The organism is Cobetia sp. 3AK (genome assembly GCF_029846335.1).
In the GTDB taxonomy this organism is placed as follows: Bacteria; Pseudomonadota; Gammaproteobacteria; order Pseudomonadales; family Halomonadaceae; genus Cobetia; species Cobetia marina.
The window spans coordinates 447,993-474,716 of sequence record NZ_JARWKR010000001.1 but is presented as its reverse complement, the minus strand read 5'-3'; the positions used below and the strand labels follow the sequence as shown (position 1 = coordinate 474,716).

General features: G+C 62.4%; 30 protein-coding genes. 18 read left to right on the top strand and 12 right to left on the bottom strand.

Going from position 1 to position 26,724, the window contains the following annotated elements:
* Positions 1-93 precede the first annotated feature (93 nt).
* The 9 genes from QD228_RS02065 to QD228_RS02025 form a co-directional block, all read right to left on the bottom strand.
* A complete protein-coding gene (locus tag QD228_RS02065) occupies positions 94-564 on the bottom strand; it encodes a PTS sugar transporter subunit IIA (RefSeq protein ID WP_084209227.1) in 471 nt (156 codons plus the stop codon).
* 9 nt (positions 565-573) lie between these two features.
* Complete coding sequence (gene raiA / locus QD228_RS02060) at positions 574-882, bottom strand: ribosome-associated translation inhibitor RaiA (protein ID WP_043332555.1); 309 nt, start codon at positions 880-882, stop codon at positions 574-576.
* 599 nt (positions 883-1,481) lie between these two features.
* Positions 1,482-2,930: an RNA polymerase factor sigma-54 gene (locus QD228_RS02055; RefSeq protein WP_077371583.1), complete on the bottom strand. Its 1,449-nt coding sequence runs from the start codon at positions 2,928-2,930 to the stop codon at positions 1,482-1,484.
* Positions 2,931-3,266: 336 nt separating this feature from the next.
* Positions 3,267-4,013, bottom strand: a complete 747-nt coding sequence (gene lptB / locus QD228_RS02050) for an LPS export ABC transporter ATP-binding protein (protein ID WP_077371586.1) — start codon at positions 4,011-4,013, stop codon at positions 3,267-3,269.
* A complete protein-coding gene (lptA, locus tag QD228_RS02045) occupies positions 4,010-4,588 on the bottom strand; it encodes a lipopolysaccharide transport periplasmic protein LptA (RefSeq protein ID WP_240499585.1) in 579 nt (192 codons plus the stop codon). Before lptA ends, lptB begins: the two co-directional genes overlap by 4 nt.
* A 98-nt stretch (positions 4,589-4,686) precedes the next feature.
* Positions 4,687-5,370 (bottom strand): LPS export ABC transporter periplasmic protein LptC, encoded by a 684-nt coding sequence (gene lptC, locus QD228_RS02040; protein ID WP_084209226.1) that lies wholly within the window; start codon positions 5,368-5,370, stop codon positions 4,687-4,689.
* Positions 5,370-5,939, bottom strand: coding sequence for an HAD hydrolase family protein (locus tag QD228_RS02035; protein ID WP_084209225.1), 570 nt, complete (start codon positions 5,937-5,939; stop codon positions 5,370-5,372). Before QD228_RS02035 ends, lptC begins: the two co-directional genes overlap by 1 nt.
* Before the next feature lie 126 nt (positions 5,940-6,065).
* Positions 6,066-7,034, bottom strand: coding sequence for a KpsF/GutQ family sugar-phosphate isomerase (locus QD228_RS02030; protein ID WP_077373096.1), 969 nt, complete (start codon positions 7,032-7,034; stop codon positions 6,066-6,068).
* A gap of 225 nt (positions 7,035-7,259) precedes the next feature.
* Positions 7,260-8,204 (bottom strand): calcium/sodium antiporter, encoded by a 945-nt coding sequence (locus QD228_RS02025; protein ID WP_084209224.1) that lies wholly within the window; start codon positions 8,202-8,204, stop codon positions 7,260-7,262.
* A 283-nt stretch (positions 8,205-8,487) separates the two neighbouring features.
* On the opposite strand from QD228_RS02025, the gene QD228_RS02020 reads away from it, so the two are divergent.
* From QD228_RS02020 to hisD, 9 genes are all read left to right on the top strand, one after another.
* On the top strand, positions 8,488-9,420 hold the full coding sequence (locus tag QD228_RS02020; protein WP_077371597.1) for an ATP-binding cassette domain-containing protein: 933 nt from the start codon (positions 8,488-8,490) through the stop codon (positions 9,418-9,420).
* Entirely contained in the window at positions 9,417-10,220 is an 804-nt protein-coding gene (mlaE, locus tag QD228_RS02015; RefSeq protein ID WP_077371600.1) for a lipid asymmetry maintenance ABC transporter permease subunit MlaE, read from the top strand. Before QD228_RS02020 ends, mlaE begins: the two co-directional genes overlap by 4 nt.
* Positions 10,217-10,681, top strand: a complete 465-nt coding sequence (gene mlaD, locus QD228_RS02010) for an outer membrane lipid asymmetry maintenance protein MlaD (protein ID WP_077371603.1) — start codon at positions 10,217-10,219, stop codon at positions 10,679-10,681. Before mlaE ends, mlaD begins: the two co-directional genes overlap by 4 nt.
* 52 nt (positions 10,682-10,733) lie before the next feature.
* A complete protein-coding gene (locus tag QD228_RS02005; RefSeq protein ID WP_279874266.1) occupies positions 10,734-11,405 on the top strand; it encodes an ABC transporter substrate-binding protein in 672 nt (223 codons plus the stop codon).
* A gap of 23 nt (positions 11,406-11,428) precedes the next feature.
* Positions 11,429-11,800 (top strand): STAS domain-containing protein, encoded by a 372-nt coding sequence (locus tag QD228_RS02000; protein WP_279855188.1) that lies wholly within the window; start codon positions 11,429-11,431, stop codon positions 11,798-11,800.
* Positions 11,801-11,989: 189 nt separating this feature from the next.
* On the top strand, positions 11,990-12,244 hold the full coding sequence (locus QD228_RS01995) for a BolA/IbaG family iron-sulfur metabolism protein (protein WP_077371613.1): 255 nt from the start codon (positions 11,990-11,992) through the stop codon (positions 12,242-12,244).
* Between the two features lie 12 nt (positions 12,245-12,256).
* Positions 12,257-13,522, top strand: coding sequence for a UDP-N-acetylglucosamine 1-carboxyvinyltransferase (murA, locus tag QD228_RS01990; protein WP_077371616.1), 1,266 nt, complete (start codon positions 12,257-12,259; stop codon positions 13,520-13,522).
* 86 nt (positions 13,523-13,608) lie between these two features.
* Positions 13,609-14,253 (top strand): ATP phosphoribosyltransferase, encoded by a 645-nt coding sequence (gene hisG / locus QD228_RS01985; RefSeq protein ID WP_077371619.1) that lies wholly within the window; start codon positions 13,609-13,611, stop codon positions 14,251-14,253.
* 133 nt (positions 14,254-14,386) lie between these two features.
* Positions 14,387-15,691, top strand: coding sequence for a histidinol dehydrogenase (gene hisD, locus QD228_RS01980; RefSeq protein ID WP_077371622.1), 1,305 nt, complete (start codon positions 14,387-14,389; stop codon positions 15,689-15,691).
* A gap of 166 nt (positions 15,692-15,857) precedes the next feature.
* Here hisD and QD228_RS01975 read toward each other — a convergent pair whose 3' ends face one another.
* Positions 15,858-17,201 (bottom strand): Do family serine endopeptidase, encoded by a 1,344-nt coding sequence (locus QD228_RS01975; RefSeq protein WP_279874264.1) that lies wholly within the window; start codon positions 17,199-17,201, stop codon positions 15,858-15,860.
* A gap of 252 nt (positions 17,202-17,453) precedes the next feature.
* Between QD228_RS01975 and QD228_RS01970 the strand changes: the two genes are divergently transcribed.
* Entirely contained in the window at positions 17,454-18,230 is a 777-nt protein-coding gene (locus tag QD228_RS01970; RefSeq protein WP_084209220.1) for a Nif3-like dinuclear metal center hexameric protein, read from the top strand.
* 122 nt (positions 18,231-18,352) lie between these two features.
* On the opposite strand, the gene QD228_RS01965 is transcribed toward QD228_RS01970, so the two are convergent.
* On the bottom strand, positions 18,353-18,805 hold the full coding sequence (locus QD228_RS01965; RefSeq protein ID WP_077371632.1) for a DUF1043 family protein: 453 nt from the start codon (positions 18,803-18,805) through the stop codon (positions 18,353-18,355).
* 433 nt (positions 18,806-19,238) lie between these two features.
* Between QD228_RS01965 and zapE the strand changes: the two genes are divergently transcribed.
* From zapE to QD228_RS01925, 8 genes are all read left to right on the top strand, one after another.
* Positions 19,239-20,396, top strand: a complete 1,158-nt coding sequence (gene zapE / locus QD228_RS01960) for a cell division protein ZapE (protein WP_077371635.1) — start codon at positions 19,239-19,241, stop codon at positions 20,394-20,396.
* A 251-nt stretch (positions 20,397-20,647) separates the two neighbouring features.
* Positions 20,648-21,076, top strand: coding sequence for a 50S ribosomal protein L13 (gene rplM / locus QD228_RS01955; RefSeq protein ID WP_065392477.1), 429 nt, complete (start codon positions 20,648-20,650; stop codon positions 21,074-21,076).
* Between the two features lie 13 nt (positions 21,077-21,089).
* Positions 21,090-21,479 (top strand): 30S ribosomal protein S9, encoded by a 390-nt coding sequence (rpsI, locus tag QD228_RS01950; RefSeq protein WP_043332522.1) that lies wholly within the window; start codon positions 21,090-21,092, stop codon positions 21,477-21,479.
* A gap of 241 nt (positions 21,480-21,720) precedes the next feature.
* Positions 21,721-22,317, top strand: coding sequence for a ubiquinol-cytochrome c reductase iron-sulfur subunit (gene petA / locus QD228_RS01945; RefSeq protein WP_279874262.1), 597 nt, complete (start codon positions 21,721-21,723; stop codon positions 22,315-22,317).
* Positions 22,317-23,579, top strand: a complete 1,263-nt coding sequence (locus QD228_RS01940) for a cytochrome bc complex cytochrome b subunit (protein WP_077371641.1) — start codon at positions 22,317-22,319, stop codon at positions 23,577-23,579. The genes petA and QD228_RS01940 overlap by 1 nt, the downstream gene beginning before the upstream one ends.
* A complete protein-coding gene (locus tag QD228_RS01935) occupies positions 23,576-24,385 on the top strand; it encodes a cytochrome c1 (protein WP_176492886.1) in 810 nt (269 codons plus the stop codon). The genes QD228_RS01940 and QD228_RS01935 overlap by 4 nt, the downstream gene beginning before the upstream one ends.
* A gap of 215 nt (positions 24,386-24,600) precedes the next feature.
* A complete protein-coding gene (gene sspA, locus QD228_RS01930; protein WP_077371647.1) occupies positions 24,601-25,227 on the top strand; it encodes a stringent starvation protein SspA in 627 nt (208 codons plus the stop codon).
* 199 nt (positions 25,228-25,426) lie between these two features.
* Positions 25,427-26,029, top strand: coding sequence for a ClpXP protease specificity-enhancing factor (locus QD228_RS01925; protein WP_077371650.1), 603 nt, complete (start codon positions 25,427-25,429; stop codon positions 26,027-26,029).
* A gap of 107 nt (positions 26,030-26,136) precedes the next feature.
* On the opposite strand, the gene QD228_RS01920 is transcribed toward QD228_RS01925, so the two are convergent.
* Entirely contained in the window at positions 26,137-26,715 is a 579-nt protein-coding gene (locus QD228_RS01920; protein ID WP_077371653.1) for a BON domain-containing protein, read from the bottom strand.
* Between the last annotated feature and the right edge of the window lie 9 nt (positions 26,716-26,724).

Here is a 26,724-nt window from a genome sequence, read left to right as displayed (position 1 = left end):
GTGCTCTCCCAGGGCGAGGTCAGCATGAGGTGAAAGCGGAGGGTGCCTGAGGCCAGTCAGCGACAAGCCCGGAGCGAGTCCGGGCTTGCAGGTTCAGCGCGCCGGCAATTCGGCGATGGCCGAGGTCAGGGCATCGAACAATGCTCGCTGACTGTCTGCCTGGCGCAATGCTGCCCGGTTGGTGGGCGAGTTGAGCAGTTCCGCCACCTGGCCGAGCAGAGTGAGATGGGTGTCATCTGCCTCCTCGGGGACCAGCAGCACGAACAGCAGATCGATGGGTTCGCCATCGATGGCGTCAAAGTCGATGGGGTCACCGAGCTTCATGAACGCCGCGATGGGGGTCTTGCAGTGTGGACTGCGTGCATGTGGCACGGCCACGCCGTGGCCGATACCCGTCGAACCCAGTCTCTCGCGCCCGATCAGGCGCGAGAAGACTTCCTGGCTGTCCAGGCTGGGAATGTTCTGAGCAATGAAGGTGCTGAAGAATTCCAGCACCCGCTTCTTGCTCCCCCCGGGGACGCCGTAGAGCGTGCGCTCGGGGGGAAGAATCTGATCAAGTGTCATGGCAGAAGGTCAACGGGTCCCGGTGCCCTGAGAGCGAGCCTGGGACTTTTCCTTGTGTTTGACCAGCTGGCGGTCCAGCTTGTCGGCGAGCGCGTCGATGGCAGCGTACATGTTGGGGTCTTCTGCCAGGGCATGGAGGTCGGCGCCAGCGGCGTGCAGGGTGCAGGCAGCTTGTTGGCGTTCCTTCTCGATCGACAGTGTCACCTGAACATTGGTGATGTTGTCGTAATGCCGTTCGAGGCGAGCGAGCTTCTCGTTGACATAATCGCGGAGAGGATCGGTGAGTTCCACATGATGCCCGGTGATATTCACTTGCATGGACACGCTCCTTTATCCAGCGGGTTGCCTTTGAATTGTAACCCTTTTTGACTGCGAGCAAACCCTGATTGAACGCGCGGCCACTTTCTGACTCCGGCCATGGTCTCGTGGCGATCATCTGCTGGCGAGAGCGGCGGTGCCGGTGTACCGAGCGTCTACCCCGACAATGCCCAAGCTTTGAACAAAGATCAACGCTGCGCTGCATCGTGGGGCAAGGCTTGTCTTCAACCCAGCGAGGGATATCAGCAGGTTCTTCATGAGCATCGCCTCGCATCACGGACGGAATGGGGCTCGAGAAACCGGCCGTTTGTGGCCAATGTCAGCATTTACGTCGACGTTCGTGTGGCAGGAGTCGGTGGCGACCCCTGGCTATCTGTCCGTGGGATGTGAGGGAAAAAGAAAGCACTCTGGAGAAAAGTGGCAGGAAAAATAGGCAATTGGGGGCGTGAAGTCACTCACGCAGTCGCAAGGACAGGCATTGCCAACCGGTATTCAGACGACCGATTGGCAGATGATGCCAGGATGGCAGGTGCAAGGGGGCGAGCTTCAGCGCTCCGACGTGTGGAGCCCGCTGGCTTGCGGGTATCCGTTATCGAGACTCACGCCAAGCGCTTGCGCTCGCTGGAGGAGGGGATGCCCATGGCCTCGCGATACTTGGCGACCGTCCGGCGCGCTACCTCGATGCCATCACTGGCCAGCAGATCCACCAGGCGTGAGTCGGACAATGGCTTGCGCGCCGGTTCTTCCGAGATCAGCTTGCGAATGCGCGCGCGGATCGCGGTGCTGGAGTGCGCGTCACCGTTGCCGCTGCCACCCACCTGACTCGAGAAGAAGAACTTGAGTTCGAACACGCCTCTCGGGGTGTGGATATATTTCTGGGTGGTCACCCGCGAGATGGTGGATTCGTGCATCTCGACCACTTCCGCGATGTTGGCGAGGATCAGCGGCTTCATGCCTTCTTCCCCCTGCTCGAGGAAGTCGATCTGGCGCGCCATGATCTCGCGGCCCACCTTGAGCAGGGTGTCGTTGCGTGAGGACAGGCTCTTCATCAGCCAGCGGGCTTCCTGAAGATTGTCCTTGAGGAAGGTGTTGTCCGCGGACTTGTCGGCCCGCTTGATGAGGGCGGCATATTCCGGCTGGATACGCAGCTTGGGCAGCGCTTCCGGGTTGAGCTCGACCTGCCAGCCGTGACGCGTATGACGGACCAGCAGGTCCGGGATGACGTAATCACTGGCAGGCTCGCCCCAGGCGGACGCTGGGCGCGGGTCGAGCGCCCGTACCAGACGAATGACGTGATCCAGCTCATCATCATCCAGGCTCAGGCGACGCTTGAGCAGCTTGCGATCGTCATTGCCCAGTGCCTCGAGGAATTGCCGCACCAGACGGCGGGCCTGGGCCAGCAGTGGCAGATCGTCCGGCAGCAGGGCCAGCTGAAGCAGCAGGCATTCCCGCAGGTCTCGAGCGAACACACCGGTGGGATCGAACTGCTGAAGGCGCAGCAGGACCTGCTCGAGTTCCGACGCCTTGAGGCCGGGCAGTCCCTGACCTCGCAGGCCATCGACCAGTTCGTCCAGGCTCATGCTCAGGTAGCCGGCCCCATCCACCGCATCGATCAGACTCTCCGCCATCTGGCGTTCACGCGCATCGAGGTCCGTCATCGCCAGCTGCCAGCGCAGATGGTCCTGCAGGCTTTCGACACTGGTGTTGCGATCGAAGTCCGGCCCGTCCTCGCTCGAGCTTCCGCTGCCGGAACTGGTCAGGCTGCCTGCGTGATCCTGGTAGAGGTCCGACCAGTCACTGTCGAGAGGGTATTCTTCAGGAATCTCGCTGTTGGTCTCGGAGGTGGAGATCTCGCTCTTGTCCTGTGTCTCCGCGACATCCAGCGACTCGTATTCCTCGTCAAGCTCCAGCATGGGGTTTGACTCGAGCGCCTGCTGTATCTCCTGACGCAGGTCCAGCGTCGACAACTGCAGCAGCTGGATCGCTTGCTGAAGTTGCGGGGTCATGGTCAGGGAAGTGCCGAGTCGAAGCTGCAAGGTGGGTTTCATGGGGTCTGTCATTCACGGCAAAGGAACGTGCATCTACGCTATACCGTGGGTCGGGGCACTGACAAGGGGCAGTCGAGAATATTCAAGCAACTTGCATGCCATGTTGCCACCAAGGTGGTATGGACGTCATGCATTCGAGTGAGGTGTGGCAGAGCAGGAAGGTTCACGGGGAGATCACGCAAGCGCATGTCGAGGCGCTTGCGTGAGGGGGCGGGGAACGAGGCCCCGACAGTGAAGCAGGAAGTGGCGGGTGCTGGAGGGTGCTGGTGAGAGCAGAAGAGGTCGGACGGCTCTCGTCAGGCTGACGGCTCTCACCAGGCTGACGGCACTCTCGGGCTAGAGCTTGAACTCATGGCCCAGGTAGACATCACGCACCTGCTGGTTGGCGAGGATGGTGTCGGCGTCGCCATGCGCGATGATCTGACCATCGCCCACGATGTAGGCGGTATCGCAGATGTCGAGTGTCTCGCGCACGTTGTGGTCGGTGATCAGCACCCCGATGCCGCGGTCACGCAGCTGGCGCACGATGCTCTTGATCTCGCCCACCGAGATGGGGTCCACGCCGGCAAACGGCTCATCTAGCAGCACGAAGTCTGGCTCGGTGGCCAGTGCGCGAGCGATCTCCACGCGGCGGCGCTCCCCGCCGGAAAGGCTCATGCCGGCACTGTCACGAATATGCGTGATGCTGAACTCGTTGAGCAGCTCCTCCAGGCGTGCCTTGCGTCCGTTGCGATCCAGATCCTTGCGCGTCTCGAGGATCGCCATGATGTTGTCGGACACCGAGAGCTTGCGGAAGATCGAGGCTTCCTGGGGCAGATAGCCGATGCCGGCGCGAGCCCGCTGGTGCATGGCGGCGCCGGACAGGTCGTGGTCATCGATGGTCACGCTACCGGCATCCGAGCGCACGAGGCCGACGATCATGTAGAACGAGGTCGTCTTGCCGGCCCCGTTGGGGCCCAGCAGGCCTACGATGTCACCCTGGCGGATTTCCAGCGAGATGTCCTTGACGACCTTGCGACCCTTGTAGGCCTTGGCCAGATGACGAGCGCTGAGGGTACGTGGGCTGGCAGCAGTCATGCTCATTGATCCTTGCTGGCATTGGCGCCACGTGGCGTCAGGGTCATGTGGACGCGTGACCCCTCGGAGGATGAGGCATCGGTGCCATTGCTGGCATTGACCTGGCGCTTGTCCAGGAAGTATTCCACGTAGCCACCTTCGAAGGTGTCATCGCCTTTCTCCAGGCGGGCATCGCCGACCAGTTCCACCCGGCGCTCCAGCGCGTGGTAGCGAATGGTATTCGCCCAGCCCTTGACCAGTCGCTCGTCGGTATCGGGTTTCTGCTCCATGTAGGCGCGCTGGCCGGTGGCCTTGACCAGGGAGATCTCGCCGCTGTCGGCGCGACTGATGTCCACGCGCGCGGCATCCAGCTTCATGCTGCCCTGGCGCATTTCCACGCGACCGGTATAGGTGGCCGTGCCGGCCTTGTCATCCAGTGACAGTGAGTCGGCGGCAATGTTGATCGGCTGGTTGGCATCGCTGTCCAGCGCCAGTGCGGTCGGGGAAAGCGTCGTCATGCCAAGTGCCAGGCCAAGGGCCATGACACCGGGTCTGAGTGTCTGGCGCCAGACCGTCAAGGGCGTGAGAGTCGTTGAAGTCATGGAGTGCTCCTTGGCAGAACTGGTAAGGCTTCACGATCACTCAGGCCATCGTGAAGCGGAAATCGGGGAGAGAGGATTCGGCGCATGCAGGGGCGCGCTCACTGATCCTGGGCCGGTGCGGCATCGAAGGTGCTGGAGACGCGGCCATCATCGTCACGGGTGGTGTCATTGCCGGTGTCGAGAGTCTCGGCTTCCCGGGCGGCATCGCTCTTGCCCTTGCCGGGTTGCAGGGTACTGCGGACGCGGCCTTCCAGCTGGGCGGAATCCTGAGAGAGGTCAGCGCTGAAGCGGTCACTCTCGACGCGTTGACCATTCTGGGTGATCACCACCGGCACGTCACTCCAGGCACGGTTCTGCTCACGACTGTAATGCAGCACGTCGGTGTCCAGTGTCCAGGCGTCCGAAGGCTGGCGCAGTCTGGCATTGCCCTCGAGGGTGAAGGTGTCGCCGCCGGCGCTCAACACGCCACTGTCACCCGTGGCGTACCAGCGACGGTCTTCGCTGTCGTTGGTCCGGATCTTCGGTGCCTGCGCACGCGTCACGTCATCGCCTGGCGTGTGTTCGATGTGCGGGGAGGTCATCGACTGGATCGACACTCCCCGCGCATCGAAGCGCGTCATGTCAGCCCCGTCGAGATAGTAATCCGGCTCATCACTGCTGGCGTCGACATCCACTGTCGATTCCAGACTGTTGCGCTGCTCGATCAGGGCCATGACGCCGCCGACCAGCAGGAGCAGCAGCATCAGCCACAGGCGCGGAGAGGGACGGGGAAGACGTGGCATCAGGCGCGCGACTCCTGCAGATAGGTATCCAGCACCGAGGCCCAGTGGCCCTGTGCCTTGAGCAGCAGATCACAGATCTCGCGCACGGCACCATCACCGCCCTGACGAGTGGTCACCCAGTTGGCTTCACTCATCACATAGGGCATGGCGTTGGGAACGCTGACCCCCAGACCGACGCGACGGATGGCTTCGCGATCCGGCAGGTCATCTCCGCAGTAGGCCACCTCATCCAGCGCGATATCGTGCTCGCGACACAGGTTGGTCAGCGCGACCAGCTTGTCCTCGCGGCCCTGAATGACGTCCTGGATACCCAGCTCCTTGGCGCGACGTTCCACCATCGGCGAGCTGCGACCCGTGATCAAGGCGACTCGGATACCGCTGCGCAGGATCAGCTTGAGGCCGTGGCCATCCTGGACGTGGAAGCTCTTGGTTTCCACGCCATTGGCATCGTAGTGCAGCCGGTTGTCCGTCAGCACGCCGTCCACATCCAGCGCCAGCAGGCGCACGCGACGTGAGCGGTCGATGATGTCCTGGGGGTAGTCCTCCGCCAGGGAAGTGATGTCATTCATGGTCTTTCTCCTCGCATTCCGTGCATGCGTGACGCATTCCTGTAGGCGACGACCGCCAACGGTTGCGTGCTGCCCTCGCCAGACTCACGGGACTGTCGTGCAGAGACAGCAATCCCGCGGGGGAGTTCAGATCACGCCGCTGGCCAGCAGGCCGTGCATGTGGATGGCGCCGATCGGGTGCTCATCCTCGTCACAGACTACCAGAACGCTGATGCGGTTTTCTTCCATGATGCGCACCGCCTCGGCGGCCAGCATGCTGGAACGGATGGTCTTGCCACCGCGCGTCATGACGTCATCGACCTTGAGCGCCCGCAGATCGCCGTGCTGATCCAGGGTGCGGCGCAGATCCCCATCGGTATAGACGCCGACCAGATGCTCGTCCTCGTCGATCACGCAGGTGAACCCCATGCCCTGGCGGGTGATCTCGAGCAGCGCATCGCGCAGTGGGCTGCCCAGCGCCACGCGTGGCAGGGCATCGCCTTGATGCATGACGTCCTGGACGCGCAGCAGCAGTCGCCGCCCCAGACTGCCACCGGGATGAGAGAGTGCGAACTCCTCGGCGGTGAAGCCGCGGGCTTCCAGCAGTGCCACGGCCAGCGCATCCCCCATCACCAGTGCGGCGGTCGTGGAGGCCGTCGGTGCCAGATTCAGCGGACAGGCCTCCTGGGCGACGCTGGTGTCCAGGTGTGCGTCTGCATCACGCGCGAGCGTCGAGCCGGGCTTGCCGGTCATCGAGACCAGCGGCGTCCCCATGCGCTTGAGCAGTGGCAGCAGGGCGGTGACTTCGGCGGTTTCACCGGAATTGGACAGTGCCAGCACCGTGTCCGACGAGGTGATCATGCCGAGATCCCCATGGCTGGCTTCGCCGGGATGCACGAAGAACGCCGGCGTGCCGGTGCTGGCCAGAGTCGCCGCGATCTTGCTGGCGATATGGCCGGATTTCCCCATGCCGGTGACGATCACCCGGCCCTTGGTCGCCATCATCAGCTGGCAGGCATGATCGAACTCTGCATCCAGCTGGTGCTCCAGTGCCGCGATGGCGGCGCCCTCGATCGCGAAGGTGCGTCGGGCGCTGGCGCGGAAATCCGCCTGCATGGCGGCGTGATCGCGGCCGCTGGAGGGCGAATCATCGGCAGTGGAAGACATGTCGGAGGTGGCGGGCTGGATTCTGGAGGACTTGGTCATGTTCAGATTGTTGCCTGTGTGTGGCCAGGACTCAAGGTACGTGAGAGAGGCGTCACTCACGCGCTGCAACGCCTCGGGCGTGATGCTGACATGGGGCGGATGGCCTGATCGTTCCGGCCTGTCCGCCTACAGGCGTCAGCGAGTCAGGCTGATGGCAAGCCAGGCCGTGTAGCCGAGGTAGCAGGCCAGCAGCACCAGCCCCGGACCACGGCCGATGCGGCCGCGACGCTGCCAGATGAGCAGGGCGGCCAGCATCAGGGTCAGACCGAGCATCACCGGGTAGTCGCGACTGATGGCGCTGCCATCCACCGGCCCCGGTGCCAGCAGGCCCGGTACCGGCAGGACGGCCAGGATATTGAAGAGGTTGGAGCCGATGACGTTGCCGATGGCGATGTCGTGATGGCGCTTGAGTGCGCTGGCCACGCTGGCCGCGAGCTCCGGCAGGCTGGTGCCGATGGCGATGACGGTCAGGCCGATGATCAGTTCGGGGACGCCGAGTGCCTGGGCGATATCGGTGGCGCCCCAGACCAGCGCGCGTGAGCTGGCGATCAACACCGCCAGTCCGAAGAGCAGCCAGAAGATGGCGCGTCCGGCGCTCATCTCGGGGACGTCATCCTGACTCTCGGCGTCACTCGGCGAGTCGACCTTGAACAGCCAGACAAGCGTGAACACCAGCAGTGCCAGCAGCAGGATGCCATCCAGACGCTCGAGCCCGCTGTTGGAGAGGGCATAGCCCCCCAGTGCCGTCGCGGCCAGCAGCAGCGGCAGTTCACGGCGCACCAGGCCGAAATGCACCGGGATGGGAGCGATGAGCGCCGTGACGCCCAGCACCAGACCGATGTTGGCGATGTTGGACCCCAGAGCATTGCCGGTGGCGATGTCGGGGGTGCCGTCAAGTGAGGCCATGATCGAGACCACGATCTCCGGCGCCGAAGTGCCGATGGAGACGATGGTCATCCCGATGAGCAGCTTGCTCATGCCAGCTCGCCATGCGGTAGCGGCGGCGCCTTCGACGAAGCGATCGGCGCTCCAGACAAGACCTATCAGGCCAAGGATGACAGCGAGGATGGGATATAGCATCGGAACTCTCGGGGCAGGAGGCAGGGCAGCGGCTTGTCGCCAGTGACCGCGCCATTAAACGCATCCCCCCAAGGCATTGCAAGGCAAGGGATCGCATCTGCGGGATGCGATGGACCCTGCAACGGACTGGTAGTGAGGGGGCGGGTTCGGATACGATGTTCGCTAACTAACTTGATTCCCGAATGACGTGATCCATGAACTCCAAGATTCGGACTCGCGGCACAGTGCCAGGCGACGGATTGCCCATGGCCAGTGTCGTGACTCCCTCACAGCGGATGCTTCTATGACTGAATTACCCGGTCAGGCTGCTACAGCGACCGCTGCGGCCGGCGCTGATGCATCGCCATCCTCTCGCCGTGGCTCCGCTGACATCGACCTCGACGACGCATTGATTCGTGTCGAAGGCCTGCGCTTCACCCGTGGAGAGCGCGAGATCTTCTCCGGGATAGACCTGAAGATTCCGCGTGGCAAGATCACCGCCATCATGGGGCCCTCCGGTACCGGCAAGACGACGCTGCTCAAGCTGATCGGGGGGCAGTTGACCCCGTCCGCCGGGCGTGTGGATATCGCCGGTCACCATGTGCATGCCCTGTCGCGGCGCGAACTGTTCCGCATGCGTCGTCGCATGGGCATGCTGTTCCAGAGTGGTGCGCTGTTCTCGGATCTCAGCGTGTTCGAGAACGTGGCCTTCCCGTTGCGAGTCCATACCAATCTCCCCGAGGCGATGATCCGCGACATCGTGCTGATCAAGCTCGAGTCCGTCGGGCTGCGTGGGGCGCGTGAACTGATGCCCGCCGAGCTCTCCGGTGGCATGACGCGGCGTGTCGCGCTGGCACGCGCCATCGCACTGGATCCGGACCTGATCATGTACGACGAGCCCTTTGCCGGTCAGGACCCCATCTCGATGGGCGTGCTGGTCAATCTGATCCGTCGCCTCAACGATGCGCTGGGCATGACGGCGGTGGTGGTCTCCCACGATATCAAGGAGACGCTGACCATCGCCGATTACGTCTATGTGATCGCCGATGGCAAGGTCATGGCGCAGGGCACGCCACAAGCCCTGAACGCCGAGGCGGACCCGCGCGTGGCCCAGTTCATCCACGGCAAGCCGGATGGACCGGTGCCGTTCCACTATCCCGCGCCGGATTTCGCCGGCGACATTCTCGATGGCAGAGAAGCGGCCAGTGGCACTTCACAGAGAGGGCAATCAGCATGAGCGGTCTGAATCGTGGCCCGCTGGGGGCCATCACCTCGCTGGGGCGCAGCACCATCGAGGTGATCTCTGCCATCGGACGCGCCGGCATGCTGCTGGCGCAGGCGGGCGTCGGCCTGCCATCCCGTGAGGGGTTCTCCCTCTGGGTGCGTCAGATGCACTTCGTCGGCGTGCTGTCACTGGCGATCGTGCTGGTGTCGGGGTTGTTCATCGGCATGGTGCTGGCCCTGCAGGGCTATACCATTCTGGTCGGGTTCGGTGCTGAGGAGGCGCTTGGCCAGATGGTGTCGCTGTCGCTGCTGCGCGAGCTGGCCCCGGTCGTGGCGGCGCTGCTGTTCGCCGGGCGCGCCGGCTCTGCCCTGACGGCCGAGATCGGCCTGATGAAGGCGACCGAGCAGCTCACCAGCATGGAAATGATCGGCGTGGATCCCCTCAAGCGGATCGTCGCTCCGCGGCTGTGGGCCGGTTTCGTGTCCCTGCCGCTGTTGACCATCGGCTTCAGCGTCGTGGGGATTCTGGGTGGCAAGCTCGTGGGTGTCGATTGGCTCGGCATCTACGAAGGGGCCTACTGGAGCAGCATGCAATCGAATGTCGACTTCGTCGGGGATGTCATGAACGGCGTCGTCAAGTCACTGGTCTTCGGGCTGGTGGTGAGCTGGATCGCTGTCTTCCAGGGCTATGACCTGATCCCGACCTCGGAAGGCATTTCACGCGCGACCACACGTACTGTGGTTTATTCATCGCTGGCGGTGCTGGGACTCGATTTCGTCCTCACAGCCGTCATGTTTGGAGATATTGGATGAAACGTACCCGCATGGTCGAGTTCGGCGTGGGCCTGTTCGTACTTGCCGGTTTTCTGGGCATGGTGTTCCTCGGGCTGCGCGTCAGTGGCGTCACCTTCCAGCAGGCGGATGACACCTTCGTGCTCAATGCCAACTTTTCAGGGATAGGAAGCCTCAAGCCGCGGTCCAAGGTGACCATGGCGGGCGTGGCGATCGGCAGTGTCGAGAAGATCGAGCTGGATCCCAAGTGGTTTGACGCCCGTGTCACGATGAAGCTGGACAGCAGCCTCAAGGGCAAGTTGAGCAAGGACACCACGGCTGCCATCCTGACCTCCGGTCTGCTGGGCGAGCAATATGTCGGCCTGACCACCGGGGGGGATCCGGAAACGCTGGAGGATGGCGACACCATCCGGGATACCCAGTCGGCACTGGTACTGGAAGAGTTGATTCAGCAGTTCGTCTCCAATTTCTCGAAGAGCTGACGCAGACCTGACTCGCCGTTGGCGCGATGCACATTTTCAAGGAGCAAATCCGATGACCCATATCCTCAAGCAGCTGATTCGCCCACTGAGCGTATTGAGCCTGTCTGCCATGATGGCGATGAGCCCGCTGGCCTCTGCCGCTTCCCAGGAGCCGGACGTGCTGCTGCGTGATACCGTCGAAGGCCTGACCACCAAGATCGACAGCCGCGAAAGCTATTACAAGGATCACGTCGACGAGCTGGAAGCGCTGGTCGACAACTCCCTCGAGCCGGTCGTGGATTACCGCTACATCGCGGCAAGCGTGATGGGCAAGTACTTCAAGGGTGCCTCTCCGGAACAGCGTACCGAATTCTCCAAGGTCTTCCATGACACCCTGATCGGTACCTACGCGAAGGGCCTGGTGAGCTTTGACTACGCCAAGCTCGAAGTGAAGGACAGTGAAGGCGAGCGTCGTTATGAAGATCAGGACACCGTCTACATGGACGTGATCGACACCAAGGGCAAGGTGTACCCGGTGGCCTATTCCATGCGTCTGCGCAATGACGAGTGGAAAGTGGTCAACGTGATCGTCAATGGCGTCAATCTGGGCCTGACCTTCCGCAATCAGTTCGACCAGGCCATGCGTGACAATGGCCGTGATATCGATGCCGTCATCCAGGGCTGGCAGCCGGATGTCGACCTGGAAAAGGACAGCGGGGAGAGCGCGGGCGACAGCGACAGCTGAGCCTGACCACTGGCGATATGACCATGAAAACACTCTTCGATGATGATGACGTGACCCTGAGCGCCGGCGATGGCTGCCTGACGCTGAGCGGTCAGCCGGATTTCGATCACGCCTCCGAGCTCGCCGAAGTGGGCTGCAAGTGGCTCGGGCAGCATGCAGAGGGCATCGAGATCGATCTCTGTGGCGTCGGTGGCGCAAGCACCGCCACGTTGAGTGTCCTGCTGGAGTGGCAGCGTCATCTGGCGCGCCATTCGGGGCATGTCACGCATCTGCGTCTATCGCCTGCGCTCAAGCGTCTGGCCTCCGTCTCTGGCCTCGATGTCCTGTTGCCGGGACTGGAGGCCACGGGTCAGGCGTCGGATTCGGCGCCTCGCCCTGAGGTCGATGCTGTCTGATCGTGCTCCGGCCGGGCTGCCCAGCCGCTCGATCACCACCACTGCGCGCGGGAACGTGGGAGGCAGGAGGCTGCCGCCAATCGCGTTCCCGCGCGCTTTTGATTACCATGTGCGGTCATATCTCCCAGGTCGAAGCGCAGCGTAATGTGCCTGGCCCGGACATGTACCGCGAAGGAGTCATCGCCCGTCATGCAACCGAATGATGTCAAGGCCCTGCTCGAGGCTCGAATCGAGAACGTCGATTTTCATATCCAGGGTGAAGGATGCAACTTCCAGGTCGTCGCCGTGGGCGAGGTCTTCGCTGACCTCAGTCGCGTCAAGGCCCAGCAGTTGGTCTACGCCGCACTCAATGACGAGATTCGCTCTGGCGCGCTTCACGCCATCAGCATTCGTACCTATACCCCGGCGCAGTACGATGCTGCCGTCGGCAACGCCCAGAGCTGATCGGAACATTTCATGGACAAGCTGATTATCACCGGCAACGGGCCGGTCAACGGGGAAGTCTGGGCCAGTGGTGCCAAGAATTCGGCCCTGCCCATCCTGGCAGCGACACTGCTGTCCGAAGGTCCCGTGACCATCAGCAATCTGCCGCACCTGCAAGACATCACCACCAGCCTGGAATTGCTCGGGCGCATGGGAGTCGAGCCGGTGATGGGCGACAACATGACCGTGCAGCTGGACGGCTCCAAGGTCGAGCACTGTCATGCGCCCTACGAGCTGGTCAAGAAGATGCGCGCCTCGATCCTGGTGCTGGGCCCGCTGCTGGCTCACTTCGGCAGTGCCGAAGTCTCGTTGCCGGGCGGTTGCGCCATCGGCTCGCGCCCGGTGGATCTGCACATCCGTGGCCTGGAAGCCATGGGCGCGGAGATCTCGGTCGAGAACGGTTACATCCGTGCCAAGGCGCCGGGTGGCCGCCTCAAGGGCGCTCGCATCGTCTTTGACGTGGTGACCGTCACGGGTACCGAGAATCTGCTGATGGCCGCGACCCTGGCCGATGGGCGCACCGTGCTCGAGAACGCGGCACGCGAGCCGGAGGTCGTCGATCTGGCCGAATGCCTGATCGCCATGGGCGCCAGGATCACCGGCCACGGCACCGATACCATCGTCATCGAAGGGGTCGAGAGGCTGCACGGTTGCGAATACTCCGTGATGCCTGATCGCATCGAGACCGGTACCTTCCTGGTCGCGGCAGCGGCCTCGCGTGGCAAGGTGCGCGTCACCCGCACGCGCGCCGATACCCTCGATGCGGTGCTTGCCAAGCTGGAAGAAGCCGGTGCCACCATCACCACGGGGGATGACTGGATCGAGCTGGACATGCAGGGCAAGCGTCCGAAGGCGGTCAATATCCGTACGGCGCCGTATCCGGCATTCCCCACGGACATGCAGGCCCAGTTCGTGGCGCTGAATGCCGTGGCCGAAGGCACCGGTACCGTGATCGAGACCATCTTCGAGAACCGCTTCATGCACGTGCAGGAGCTCAACCGCATGGGCGCGCACATCGCCCTGGAAGGCAACACGGCGGTGGTGACCGGTACCGAGCGCCTGTCGGGCGCCCCGGTGATGGCCACGGACCTGCGTGCCTCGGCCTCGCTGGTGATCGCGGCCATCGTCGCCGATGGCGAAACCATGGTGGATCGCATCTACCACATCGATCGTGGTTATGAATGCATCGAGGAGAAGCTCTCCGGGCTGGGCGTGATCATCCGCCGCTCCGCCGGTTGAGCCGAGTCCTGCCTCCATGCGCTGCCGGCCATCGCAGGTCGGCAGCGTCTGCTGAATTCTTACGCACAAGCACGGGCGAATACCCCATGAGCAAGCAACTGGTCGTCGCCCTTTCCAAGGGGCGTATCCTCAAGGAAACCCTGCCGCTGCTGGCGGATGCCGGCATCGAACCGCTGGAAGATCTGGACAAGAGCCGCAAGCTGCTCTTCGATACCAACCTGCCTGACGTCAAGCTGGTCATCATTCGCGCCACCGATGTGCCGACCTATGTGCAGCTGGGAGCGGCTGATCTGGGCATCGCCGGCAAGGACGTGCTGCTCGAACATGGCGCCGAAGGTCTCTATGAGCCTCTGGATCTGGAGATCGCGGCCTGTCGTCTGATGACGGCCGGGGTTGTCGGTCAGCAGCAGCAGGGCGCGCGTCGTCGCGTCGCCACCAAGTTCGTCGATGTCGCGCGTCGCTACTACGCGGAACAGGGCATCCAGGCTGAAGTCATCAAGCTGTATGGCGCGATGGAGCTGGCCCCGTTGATGAATCTGGCCGATGAGATCGTCGATATCGTCGATACCGGCAATACCCTGCGTGCCAATGGCATGGAGCCGCGTGAGCTGATCACCGACATCAGCACGCGTCTGGTGGTCAACAAGGCCGCCATGACCATGAAGCATGATCGCCTCAAGCCGTTGATCGACCGCCTGCGTCAGGCGGTGGAAGCACGTCGCGACGCATGAATGACCAGGTCCCGGCCTCGTGTCACGCGGCGGGACTCGTCAGCAACGACATCACTCAAGATCGCAGAGACGATCTGGCAGCAGCGCCCGTCCGGCTCAGCCCTCACTGCCAATGACATGACAAGAGGTTCGCATGGATACCCTGATCAACCGGCTCGATAGCCGCGATACCGATTTCACTGCCCGCCTGGATGCATTGCTGGCCTGGGAGGGGGTGTCCGATGCCGAGGTACAGCATCGTGTCACCGACATCCTTTCGCGCGTCAAGCAGGAAGGCGATGCCGCGCTGGTGGAGTTTTCCAATCGCTTCGACCGTCTGAGTGTCTCCAGCATGTCGGAGCTGGTGATCGACGCCGAACGTCTGGCAAAGGCCTACGCCGATCTGCCGGCGGATCAGCGCGAGGCACTGGCGGTCGCGGCGGAGCGTGTGCGCGTCTATCACGAGCATCAGAAGCCGGAAAGCTGGTCCTTCAAGGATGAGCATGGCAGCTTGCTGGGGCAGAAGGTCACGCCGCTGGATCGCGCTGGCATCTATGTCCCGGGAGGCAAGGCCGCCTATCCCTCTTCCGTGCTGATGAACGCGATCCCCGCGCATGTCGCCGGTGTGCGCGAGATCATCATGGTCGTGCCGACCCCCGATGGCGTGGTCAATGAACTGGTGCTGGCCGCGGCTCACCTGGCGGGTATCGATCGGGTCTTCACCATCGGCGGCGCCCAGGCCGTCGCGGCACTGGCCTATGGCACCGAGACGGTGCCGCGCGTCGACAAGATCGTCGGTCCCGGCAACATCTATGTGGCCACTGCCAAGCGGGCGGTGTTCGGTCAGGTCGGCATCGACATGATCGCCGGACCGTCCGAGATTCTGGTGGTCAGCGATGGCGTGACCGATCCGGACTGGCTGGCGATGGACCTGTTCTCGCAGGCCGAGCATGACGAGGATGCCCAGGCGATCCTGATCAGCTGGGATGATGAGCACCTCGCTGCGGTCGAGGCGTCAATCGAACGTCTCGCGCCGACCATGGAGCGTGCCGAGATCATCAAGACCTCGCTGCGCGAGCGTGGCGCCCTGATTCGCGTCAGCGGGCCGGAGCAGGCGCTGGAACTGACCAACCGTATCGCGCCGGAGCACCTGGAGCTGTCGGTGGCGGATCCGGAAGCGTGGGTCGAAGGTGTCCGCCATGCGGGCGCCATCTTCATGGGCTCCCACACCTCCGAGGCACTGGGCGATTACTGTGCCGGCCCGAATCATGTGCTGCCGACGTCCGGTACCGCGCGCTTCTCCTCGCCGCTGGGGGTCTATGACTTCCAGAAGCGCTCCTCGCTGATCCAGTGCTCGGCCGAAGGTGCCTCCATCCTCGGGCGTACCGCATCGGTGCTGGCGCGGGGTGAGTCGCTGACCGCTCACGCCCGTAGTGCCGAGAATCGCATCATCGAGTGAGCATGGTGTAGTTCATGAGCATGGTGTAGTTCATGAGCATGAAAAAGCCCGCCACGGTTTCCGTGGCGGGCTTTTCTGGTTCTGGTTCTGGTTCTGGTTCTGGTTCTGGTTCTGGTTCTGGCTCTGGTTCTTGCGTGAAAGCCGTTGGCCAGTCCGGCGGCCATTGTCAGCCGGGGGATGAGACGCCCGGAGCTGCGGCGGCAGGAGAGGGCGTGCTGTCGGGAATCGGCCGCTCACCGACCTTGACGCTGACCTCCATGGGCTTGCCATCCCGCAACAGATTGAGTTGCAGGGTGTCGCCCGGCTTGACCGCGGCGATGTCGGCCATGGCAAGGCGTGCATCGATCAGGCGCTTGCCGGCGACTGCCGTCAGGATGTCACCGGGACGCAGGCCGGCCTGCGCCGCGGGGCCATCCCGCAGCACGGCGGCGACCACCACGCCTTGCGGAGCGCTCAAGCCGAAGGAGTGCGCCAGCGACGGCGTCAGCTCCTGGACTTCCAGGCCCAGCCAGCCGCGAATCACCCGGCCGTGATCGACCAGTGATTCGAGGATGTCACGTGCCAGGTTGGCGGGGATGGCGAAACCGATGCCCTGCGAGCCACCGGAGCGGGAGTAGATGGCAGTATTGATGCCGACCAGTGAGCCATCGGTATTGATCAACGCTCCACCGGAGTTGCCGGGATTGATCGCGGCATCGGTCTGGATGAAGTCCTCGTAGGCATTCAGGCCAAGATGGTTGCGTCCGGTGGCCGAGATGATGCCCATGGTGACGGTCTGACCGACTCCGAAGGGGTTGCCGATGGCCAGCGAGACATCCCCGACGTGGACCTGGGTCGAGTCGGCGATCGCCACCGTCGGCAGATCTTCAAGATCGATCTTCAGCGCCGCGAGATCGGACTCGGGGTCGACCCCGACCACCTTGGCCAGTGTCTCGCGGCCATCACGCAGGGCGACCTGTATCTGGTCCGCGCCCTGAATGACATGGTTGTTGGTCAGGATATAGCCGTCGCTCGAGAGAATGACGCCGGAGCCCAGGCTCGACAGCATGCGCTGGCTGCGCAAGGCATTTTCCCCGTAGAACTGGTTGAAGAAGGGGTCGGACATCAGCGGGTGCTTGCTGTCGTCCTCGATCTTGCGCGAGGAGTAGATGTTGACGACGGCGGGGGCGGCGGCGTCCACGGCGGTCTGGTAGCTGGCCGGCCCGCTGTTGCGCTGCAGTGGCGGCGCTTCGCGCAGTACCGGATTGGCGGATTCCTCGCGCTGTTCGGCGGAGAGGGTCAAGGCGGGAGATGGCAACACCTGCTGATCTCGAGAGACGATCGCGCCGCCCTGTTGGCCGCCCTGTTGGCCGCCCTGTTGGCCGCCCTGTTGGCCAACCTCGGGCGCCGGCTCGGAATGTCCAAGTTCAGGGAAGCGATCCAGCACCACGATGGCAAGCAATACCCCGGTGACCACTGGCCAGAGAAGGGGGAGCAATGAACTGCGAAGGGGGCGTCGCGTCTGAGGCATCAGGAGTCCTGGTGAATGATCCGTGGTCCTGCCGGGCCGTCAGCTTTCCTGAGGGCAACCGCCGTGGGGCGGTCGGCATCCGCAGGGTTGCTGCTGGCAGGCGGAGGGTGAAGAGGAAGATTGATGACGTGCTCAAGACGTGTCACCCATGTCTCGGTACCCGGCGAAGCTGCCATGCGCTTACATGGTGAGGCTGCGCCGTTACAATGGCAGCCAGTGTAACACTCGATGAATCTGACTGCTGGAGGCTCAATGGCTGATCGTGACGTGCTGGTCGAGGCGCTGGATGGCTGTCTGGAGGCGCAGGCCTTCAAGGATTACACCGTCAATGGACTTCAGGTCGAGGGGCGGCGCGAGGTCCGCAGAGTGTTGACGGGCGTTACCGCCAATCAGGCGCTGCTGGATGAAGCCGTGGCATGGCAGGCGGATATGGTGCTGGTGCATCACGGCTATTTCTGGAAGAACGAACCCGCTCGGATCACGGGCATGAAGCGCCGTCGCCTCAAGACACTGCTGGCGAACGACATCAATCTGGCGGCGTATCACCTGCCCCTGGATGCCCATCCGACGCTGGGCAACAATGTCCAGCTGGCCGAGCGCCTGGGGTTGGTCAGTGAAGGATGCCTGGATGGCGTCCCCGGGCGTGGACTGGTGCATGTCGGGCGTCTCGCAGATGAGCTTGCGGCAGGCGGTGAGCTGGACAGTGCCGCGTTGGGGGCCGAGTTCAGTCGTCGTCTGGGGCGAGAGGTGCTCGTGATCGCCGGGCATGATCGGCCGATCAAGCGCATTGCCTGGTGCACGGGAGGGGCGCAGGACTATATCGGTCTGGCCATCGAGGCGGGAGTCGATGCCTTCCTCTCCGGTGAGATCTCGGAGCGGACCACGCACAGTGCGCGCGAAGAGGGGGTGACCTACCTGGCGGCAGGGCATCATGCGACCGAGCGCGATGGGGTTCGGGCGCTGGGCGAGTGGCTGGCGGCCGAGCATGGCGTCGAGCATCGCTTCGTGGATATCGACAACCCTGCTTGAGTCAGCTCATGGTCGCCCTGTGACGGCCTGAGTGATCCTTGCCAACGACAACGGCCACCCCTGGAAGGTGGCCGTTGTCGTATCCAATGGCCGTGAGGGAACTCACGGCAGGCGGAGGTTGCTCAGATGCGCGGCGGGTTGGCGCTCTGCGCTTCGCCTTCCGCGGGTTGTGGCTTGAGACCGAAATCCTCTGACAGCGTGCCGCGATTGTCGGCATAGTCACGTGGCAGGTCGACCTTCTCGCCCATGTCTTCTTCAAGCGTGGTGTCAGTATCCAGCAGGCGGCGCTTGAGCTGGCTGTCATCGCACAGTGAAGAGGCACCGCTGGCCAGGTGCTGGCGCAGCTCGTTGCCGGCACGTTGGATCTGATCCGTCAGATCACTGGCCTTGGAGAAATGATCATTCAGGGCGTCACGGAACTGGGTCAGTTCCAGCTCACGCTCCGCCAGCTTCTGGCGGGTCTTCTGATTGCGGGCCACGTTGGCATTCAGGAGGTGGTAGCACAAGGCGCCGATACCGATGCCAGCCAGAAAACAGGCGATGGCCAGGATCCAGTCAATATTGCTCTCGTTCACGTCGCTCTCCTTGTGTCACGACTGCGGTGATCTTCACCGCCGGGGCAGGCCATCACGATGATGTGCTGCCAATGTCCAGACTCTTGCAGTGTGTCCAGCGACGCTGGCCATGAGGCAAAGAGTGCCTGTATTTCAAAAGCGTACGCACTCCATTATATCGATGGGTTGGCGCGTCACGTCAATTCGTCATGAGAGAGACCTTGGTCGCCCCGAAGCAAGGGCGCCATTCGCCATCGAGGCGCGTCATGGCACTGAAGGGCCTGGGAAGCAGGACTTCCCGTCGGGTGTGGTGGGTAAAGTTGCACTCAGGGCGTATAATGCCGCGCAATTTCGTTCTTGCCTGATTGTCAGCCATGCTGGCGCAGGCGTGACCTCGTTTCACTTCGCGCCAGATGCAGCCCAGTGCTGAATCTGGCCTGCACCGGGTTTCTCCATGCCAGCACCTACGCCCCTCGAGAAGTACCAGGCAGACCTCAAGCGTGATGACTTTGCCTACGATGCCGCCCAGGAAGATGCCGTTCGTCACCTGCAGCGCCTTTATGACGATCTGGTGCGTACTCCGCGCCAGACGCCTGACAAGGTCGAAGATGTCACGGGCAATGGCGGGCTTGGCTCCAAGGTGCGTCGATTGTTCGGCAAGCCGTCGCGGCCGGCCGCCGTCGACAGGACCCCGGACATCATGGGGCTGTATTTCTGGGGTGGCGTGGGGCGCGGCAAGACCTATCTCGTCGATACCTTCTACGAGAGCCTGCCCTTCGCGGACAAGATGCGGACGCACTTCCACCGCTTCATGCAGCGCGTCCACAACGAGCTTGGCCATTACAAGGGCGAGAAGAACCCGCTGACGCTGGTGGCGGCCAAGTTTGCCGTGGAAGCGCGCGTGATCTGCTTTGACGAATTCTTCGTCAAGGACATCACCGATGCCATGATTCTCGCCACCCTGTTCGAGGAGCTGTTCAAGCAGGGCGTGGTACTGGTCGCGACCTCGAACATCGTGCCGGATGATCTCTACAAGGATGGCCTGCAGCGTGCGCGCTTCCTGCCGGCTATCGACCTGGTCAAGCGCCATTGCACCGTGGTCAATGTGGATTCGGGTATCGATTATCGCCTGCGCGCTCTGGAGCATGCCGAGCTGTTCCACAGTCCGCTGGGTGACGAGAGCGGTGCCAGACTGGCGCGTGAGTTCCGCTCCATTGCCGGAGCCGAAGGTCATGCCGATGAAGGCTTGAGCATCAATCACCGCGTGCTGCATGCCTTGCGTCGCCACGAGGATGTGGTGTGGTTCCATTTCGATGAGCTGTGCGATGGCCCGCGCAGCCAGAATGACTACATCGAGCTTGCGCGCGAGTTCCACACCGTGCTGGTGTCGGAGGTGCCGCAGATGGGGCGTGACAGCGATGATCAGGTGCGCCGCTTCATCAATATGGTCGATGAGTTCTATGACCGTGGCGTCAAGCTGCTGATGAGTGCCGAGACACCGGTCGAGCAGCTCTACACCGGCGGCAACCTCGACTTCGAATTCGAGCGCACCCTGTCACGCCTGCAGGAAATGCAGTCGCGTGAATACCTGGCGCTGCCTCACAAGCCATGAGGCGATGTCGGAAGACGAAATAGCCTTTGTGGTGCGGGCGTCTGGCATGTACAATGCGCGCTCGCTCGAATTGTTGTCCGGTCCACGAGTCGTCCTGGGTCAATCACCCTTGATGGGCGTGGGCAGTCTGGAGTCGAGTCGGCGGTGACCGCGCAAGCGGCCTGCCACTGACTGCCAGGCGTCGGACAACCAAGAAAAATAGGGATTGGTCGCGCACTCAAGTGCAAGACCCGACTATAGGTGATTCATCCATGAAGACGTTTACTGCCAAGCCGCAGTCCGTCCAGCGTGACTGGTTCGTCGTCGACGCAGCCGGCAAGACGCTGGGCCGTATGGCTACCGAAATTGCTCGTCGCCTGCGCGGCAAGCATAAAGCCGAGTACACTCCGCACGTTGACACTGGCGACTACATCGTCGTCATCAACGCCGAGAAAGTCGCTGTGACTGGTCGCAAGGCAGAAGCCAAGACCTACTACCGTCACACCGGTTACCCGGGCGGCCTGCGCTCCATGAACTTCAACCAGATGATCGAGCACAAGCCTGAGCGCGTGATCGAGCTGGCGGTGAAGGGCATGCTGCCGAAGGGCCCGCTGGGTCGTGCCATGCAGTCCAAGCTGAAAGTCTATGCTGGCGCCGAGCATCCGCACGCTGCGCAGCAGCCGCAAGAACTGAACATCTGAGGGAAGCATCGCCATGACACAGCAGCACTACGGTACCGGGCGCCGCAAGACTTCTACCGCGCGCGTCTTCCTGAAGCCGGGCACCGGCAAAATCACTGTCAACCAGCGTGACCTGAACGACTACTTCGGTCGTGTGACAGGTCGCATGGTTGTTCGCCAGCCGCTCGAGCTGACCGAAACTACCGAACAGTTCGACGTCTACGTCACTGTCGCCGGTGGTGGTGGTTCCGCTCAAGCTGGCGCCATCCGTCACGGCATCACTCGTGCCCTGATGGCTTACAACGAGGACTTCCGTCCGGCACTGCGTGCCGCCGGCTACGTCACTCGTGATGCTCGTGAAGTCGAGCGTAAGAAAGTCGGCCTGCGCAAGGCCCGTCGTCGTCCGCAGTTCTCCAAGCGTTAAGAGAACAGGCGTCGACCACAAGAACGTCCAGTACCCGAAAGGGTGCTGGGCGTTTTTTTTGCGATCTTGATAGGGGCGTCAAGCGCATGGTGCGAGCGCAATTGAAGAAAGCCGCTTCTGGTAAAGTGATTTTCTTGAGTTGTGAGCGGTGGGTTCTTGCCCTTTAATACAGTCAAGCGTCAAGTGCCCGGCAAGGGAATGGTCTGGCAGCATGCGGTGGTGTTCGGGAGACAATAACAATATGGCTAATCGAGGTGTGAATCGAGGGCGGCGCCGCTTCCTCGTCAGTGCGACCAGTGTCGTGGGGGCGATAGGCGCCGTTGGCATCGCGACGCCCTTTCTGGCTTCCTGGCAGCCGAGCGCACGGGCAAGAGCGGCAGGTGCACCTGTCACGGCGGATATCTCGCGCCTGGCACCGGGTCAGCAGATGACCATCGAGTGGCGCGGCAAGCCGGTATGGGTGGTGCGTCGCACCCCCGAGATGATTGATGACATCCGGGCCATCCCGCACGCCGAGTTGCAGGACCCCGAATCACGCCGTCCCCAGCAGCCAGCCTATGTGGATGCTGTCCTGCGCTCCATCAAGCCTGAGTACGTGGTACTGGTGGGAATCTGCACCCATCTGGGCTGCTCGCCGGGTTATCGACCCGAGATGGGGGCCGCGGATCTTGGCGCTGACTGGCCGGGTGGCTATCTGTGTGCCTGTCATGGCTCGAAATTCGATCTCGCGGGTCGCGTGTTCATCGGAGTGCCGGCGCCCTCGAATCTCGAGGTGCCGCCGCATCATTATGAAAGCGAGCAGGTGCTGGTGATCGGCGTCGATGAGGAGGCTGTGTGATGGGGAATCCAGAACGTGCCAAGGCGTCGCGAGGCATCATGCGCTGGATCGATGATCGCTTTCCGGCCACCCAGATGCTGCAGGACCATCTGACAGGCTACTACGCGCCCAGAAACTTCAATTTCTTCTATTTCTTCGGCTCGCTGGCGCTGCTGGTGCTGGTCAATCAGATCATTACCGGTATCTGGTTGACCATGAGCTATACCCCGACCGCCGAAGGGGCCTTTGCCTCGATCGAATACATCATGCGCGATGTGGAATATGGCTGGCTGATCCGTTACATGCATTCCACGGGGGCGTCCGCATTCTTCGTCGTCATCTATCTGCACATGTTCCGGGGGCTGATCTACGGCTCCTACCGAGCGCCGCGTGAGCTGGTGTGGATCTTCGGCATGTGCATCTATCTGGCGTTGATGGCCGAGGCCTTCATGGGGTATCTGCTGCCCTGGGGGCAGATGTCCTACTGGGGGGCGCAGGTGATCATCTCGCTGTTCACGGCGATCCCGGTCATCGGAGCGGATCTGGCGCAGATGATCCGTGGCGACTATCTGGTGTCCGGCATTACCTTGAATCGCTTCTTTGCCCTGCATGTCATCGCCTTGCCACTGGTCATCGTCGGGCTGGTGGTGCTGCATCTGGTGGCGCTGCATGAGGTGGGGTCGAACAATCCGGATGGCATCGAGATCAAGGACAGGAAGGATGAGGCGGGTCAGCCGTTGGATGGCATTCCGTTCCATCCCTACTACACGGTGAAGGATCTGGTGGGTGTCGGTGTGTTCCTGTTCGTGTTCTGTGCCGTGATCTTCTACTTCCCGGAAGGGGGCGGCTACTTCCTCGAGACGCCCAATTTCGAACCGGCCAACTCGTTGAAGACACCTGAGCATATTGCCCCTGTCTGGTATTTCACGCCGTTCTACGCGATGTTGCGGGCCGTGAACTATCCCTTGTTCGGGGTCGATGCCAAGTTCTGGGGCGTGGTGGTGATGGGGTTGGCGATCGCCATCCTGTTCGTGTTGCCATGGCTTGATCGTTCTCCTGTGCGCTCCATCCGTTACAAGGGCTGGCTATCGCGTATCGCGATACTCGTGTTCGTGGTCAGCTTCGTGACCTTGGGGGTGCTTGGCGTGATGCCGCCGACGTTCGAGCGCACGATCATCGCGCAGATCGCGACGGTGGCGTACTTCGCCTTCTTCATACTGATGCCGCTGTATACGCGATTCGAGAAGACGCGAGCGGTGCCGGACAGGGTGACAGGCCGATGAGCGGGCAAAAGGGTGGGTCAAGGGACTGGCTGAGGCATGTACTGGCTGCAGGCGTGGTGGTGGCCGGCCTGCTGGGGGCGGGAGCTGTCAGCGCGGCAGGGGGCGAGGCAGTGCGTGAGTCGATGCAGCCGGATCTGCATGACAAGCCCTCGTTGCAGCGCGGCATGCAGCTCTACACCAATTATTGCCTCGGCTGTCACAGCCTGCAGTATCAGCGCTATTCGCGTGCCGCAGAGGACCTGGAGATGCCCGAGGATCTGGTCGAGCGATATCTGATTTTCTCGCCAGAACTCAAGATCAATGACACCATGCGCATCGGGATGAAGACTGAGGACGCCGCGAGCTGGTTCGGTACGCCGCCACCGGATCTGTCTCTCGAGGCGCGTCTGCGCGGGACGGACTGGATCTACTCCTACCTGAAGAGCTTCTATCGCGATCCCGAGCGCCCCTGGGGTGTCAACAATGCTGTCTATCCGCTGGTGGCGATGCCCAATGTGCTGGAGACATTGCAGGGCGTTCAGGAAAAGGTCTGCGCCCAGAGCGACCTGGTGCCTCCGGGCGCGGAGCTGAACCCGGCAACGGGGCACTATGACTCCTGCGACGTGCTGGAGATCACCTCGCCGGGCAGCATGACAGCAGAGGAATTCGACCAGGCCGTGTGGGATCTGACCAACTTTCTGGCCTATGTGGGCGAACCATCGCGACTCAAGGCTGAGAGCATGGCCCCCAAGGTGTTAATATTCATCCTGATCTTTACTCTGCTGGCATATCTTCTCAAGAAGGAATACTGGCGCGACATTCATTGATGGCTCCCGGAGTGGCGCTCATTGATAATGGCGTGCAGGCAGTGACGGGCGCACGGCTGATCGGTCGTGCGCCCGCTTGCGTCGCTTGCGGGTGACGCAAGGTTGACCCTCTGGGCGCGTCACGCAGTTGATGAGGCGCCCAGAGGAAACTTATTCCCGTTCGTCAGGCCAAAAGCTGACGCGGGCATGGCTCGAACAGATGCGAGGACAGTTTCATGGGTGTTGTGGCCAAGCGTTCATCGATGACCTTCTACTCCGGTGGTGACGACCACTTCAGCCACCGTGTACGGATCGTGCTGGCCGAGAAGGGTGTAGCAGTCGATGTCATTGATGTAGATGATGACAACCGTCCGGCCGAGCTGGCTGATCTGAACCCGTACAACAGTGTGCCGACGTTGCTGGACCGTGACCTGGTCCTCTACGAGTCCAAGGTGATGATGGAGTACCTGGACGAGCGCTTCCCGCATCCGCCGCTGTTGCCGGTGTATCCGGTGGCGCGCGCCCAGAGCCGTCTGTGGATGCACCGCATCGAGCGCGAGTGGGTGCCGATGATGGAAACCATCCAGAATGGCACCAAGAAGGAAGCCGACAAGGCACGCAAGGAATTGCGCGAGAGCCTGATCGGAATCGCGCCGATCTTCGATGACATGCCGTTCTTCATGAGCGACGAGTTCTCTCTGGTCGACACGTGCATCGCCCCGATTCTGTGGCGTCTGCCGACATTGAACATCGAGCTGCCGGAGAAGCAGGTCAAGCCGCTGCTGAACTACATGGAGCGTCTGTTCGATCGTGATGCCTTCAAGGCGTCTCTCTCCGAGGCAGAGCGCGAGATGCGTATCTGATTCGCTTGAGCAATCCCGAAAGGGGTGCTTGAGTCGCTGGAACCCACTCCGGGGTGGGTTCCGGGCTCGGATCATGAGGCGGGGAGGGGCCGAGGTCAGGTGTCTCGACCGTCACGTGGTGTCAGTGCCCGCAAGCTGTAGCTCGGCGTCGCAGGACGTCGGTCATCGTGACATCCATTGCAGTTCAAGAGGTTCTCTCATGCTTTCCAGTCGCCCTTATCTGGCACGTGCGCTCTACGAGTGGCTGCTGGATAACGACAATACGCCGTACATCGTGGTGGATGCCGAGCAGGATGGCGTTCAGGTGCCGCGTCAACACGTGCAGAATGGCCAGATCGTGCTGAACATCGCGCCGGGTGCCGTGCGTGATCTGCTCATCGCCAATGAGGGTGTCAGCTTCAATGCCCGTTTCGGTGGTCAGCCGATGCACGTCAGCGTGCCGACACCGGCGCTGGTGGCGCTGTACTCTCGCGAGAATGGCGTTGGCATGGTGTTCGGGCATGAGCCTGTCATGCCGGGTGCGGATGACCTGGCCTTCGGTGAGGCAGCCTCGGATGAGGCGACCTCCGGTGAGGAGGCTCAGGCACCTTCACGTCCGACTCTGGCCAGTGTCGGTGGTGCCAGCAGCGCTGCTGATGATGAGCAGGGTGAGGAGGCGTCACGGGGTGATGCGGCGGCCGATGAGGTCGCGAGTGCCGAGGAGCAGGAGGGCGGCAGCATCTCCTCTTCCGATGAGGATGGCGGCGATGATCAGCCGAAGCCTCCCCGCAAGGGGCGTCCGTCGCTGCGAGTCATCAAGTAAGCGGACACTCCTCTTCAGTCCTCTTGGGCTGATAACGACGACGCCCCACAGGCCAGGCCTGTGGGGCGTCGTCGTTATCACCCATACGTCAGGGAGTGCGGTCGACGTCAATCAAGATACTCGAAGACCTTGGCGATACGCTGGATGCCACCGACTTCCGAGACCTTGCTGACGATCTGGTCGGCCTCCGAGCGGGTCACGATGCCCATCAGGTAGACGCTGGCATTCTCGGTCAGCACCATGATGCGCCCGGAATCGATGTTGGCATCGGCCGCGAGAGTCGCCTTGACGCGGGTGGTCAGCCAGGTGTCCTGGACGCGCTGGCTGGTAGGCGCATTGGCGCTGACTTCCAGGGCGTTGTGTACCTGGCGTACGCGACGGACATCCTTGGCGACTTCCGCGGCGCGTTGCTTGAGCTCGTCGCTGGGCACTTGCCCGGTCAGCAGGACCATGCCGTTGTAGGCATTCACGTTGACATGGGCGTCATTGAAGCGCGCATCGATCTTGCCGAGATTGACTTCGATCTTGGTCTCGATGCTCTCGTCTTCCACTTGAGCGCCCAGAGTGCGATCACCGTAGTCCTCGTCAATGGGACCACTGTGAGTCAGGTCGGCCACGGTGGTACAGCCCGCAAGGGATAGAAAGCCGGCGGTGGCCATGAGGGAAAGCAGGTACTTTGGCGTCATGCCGTAATC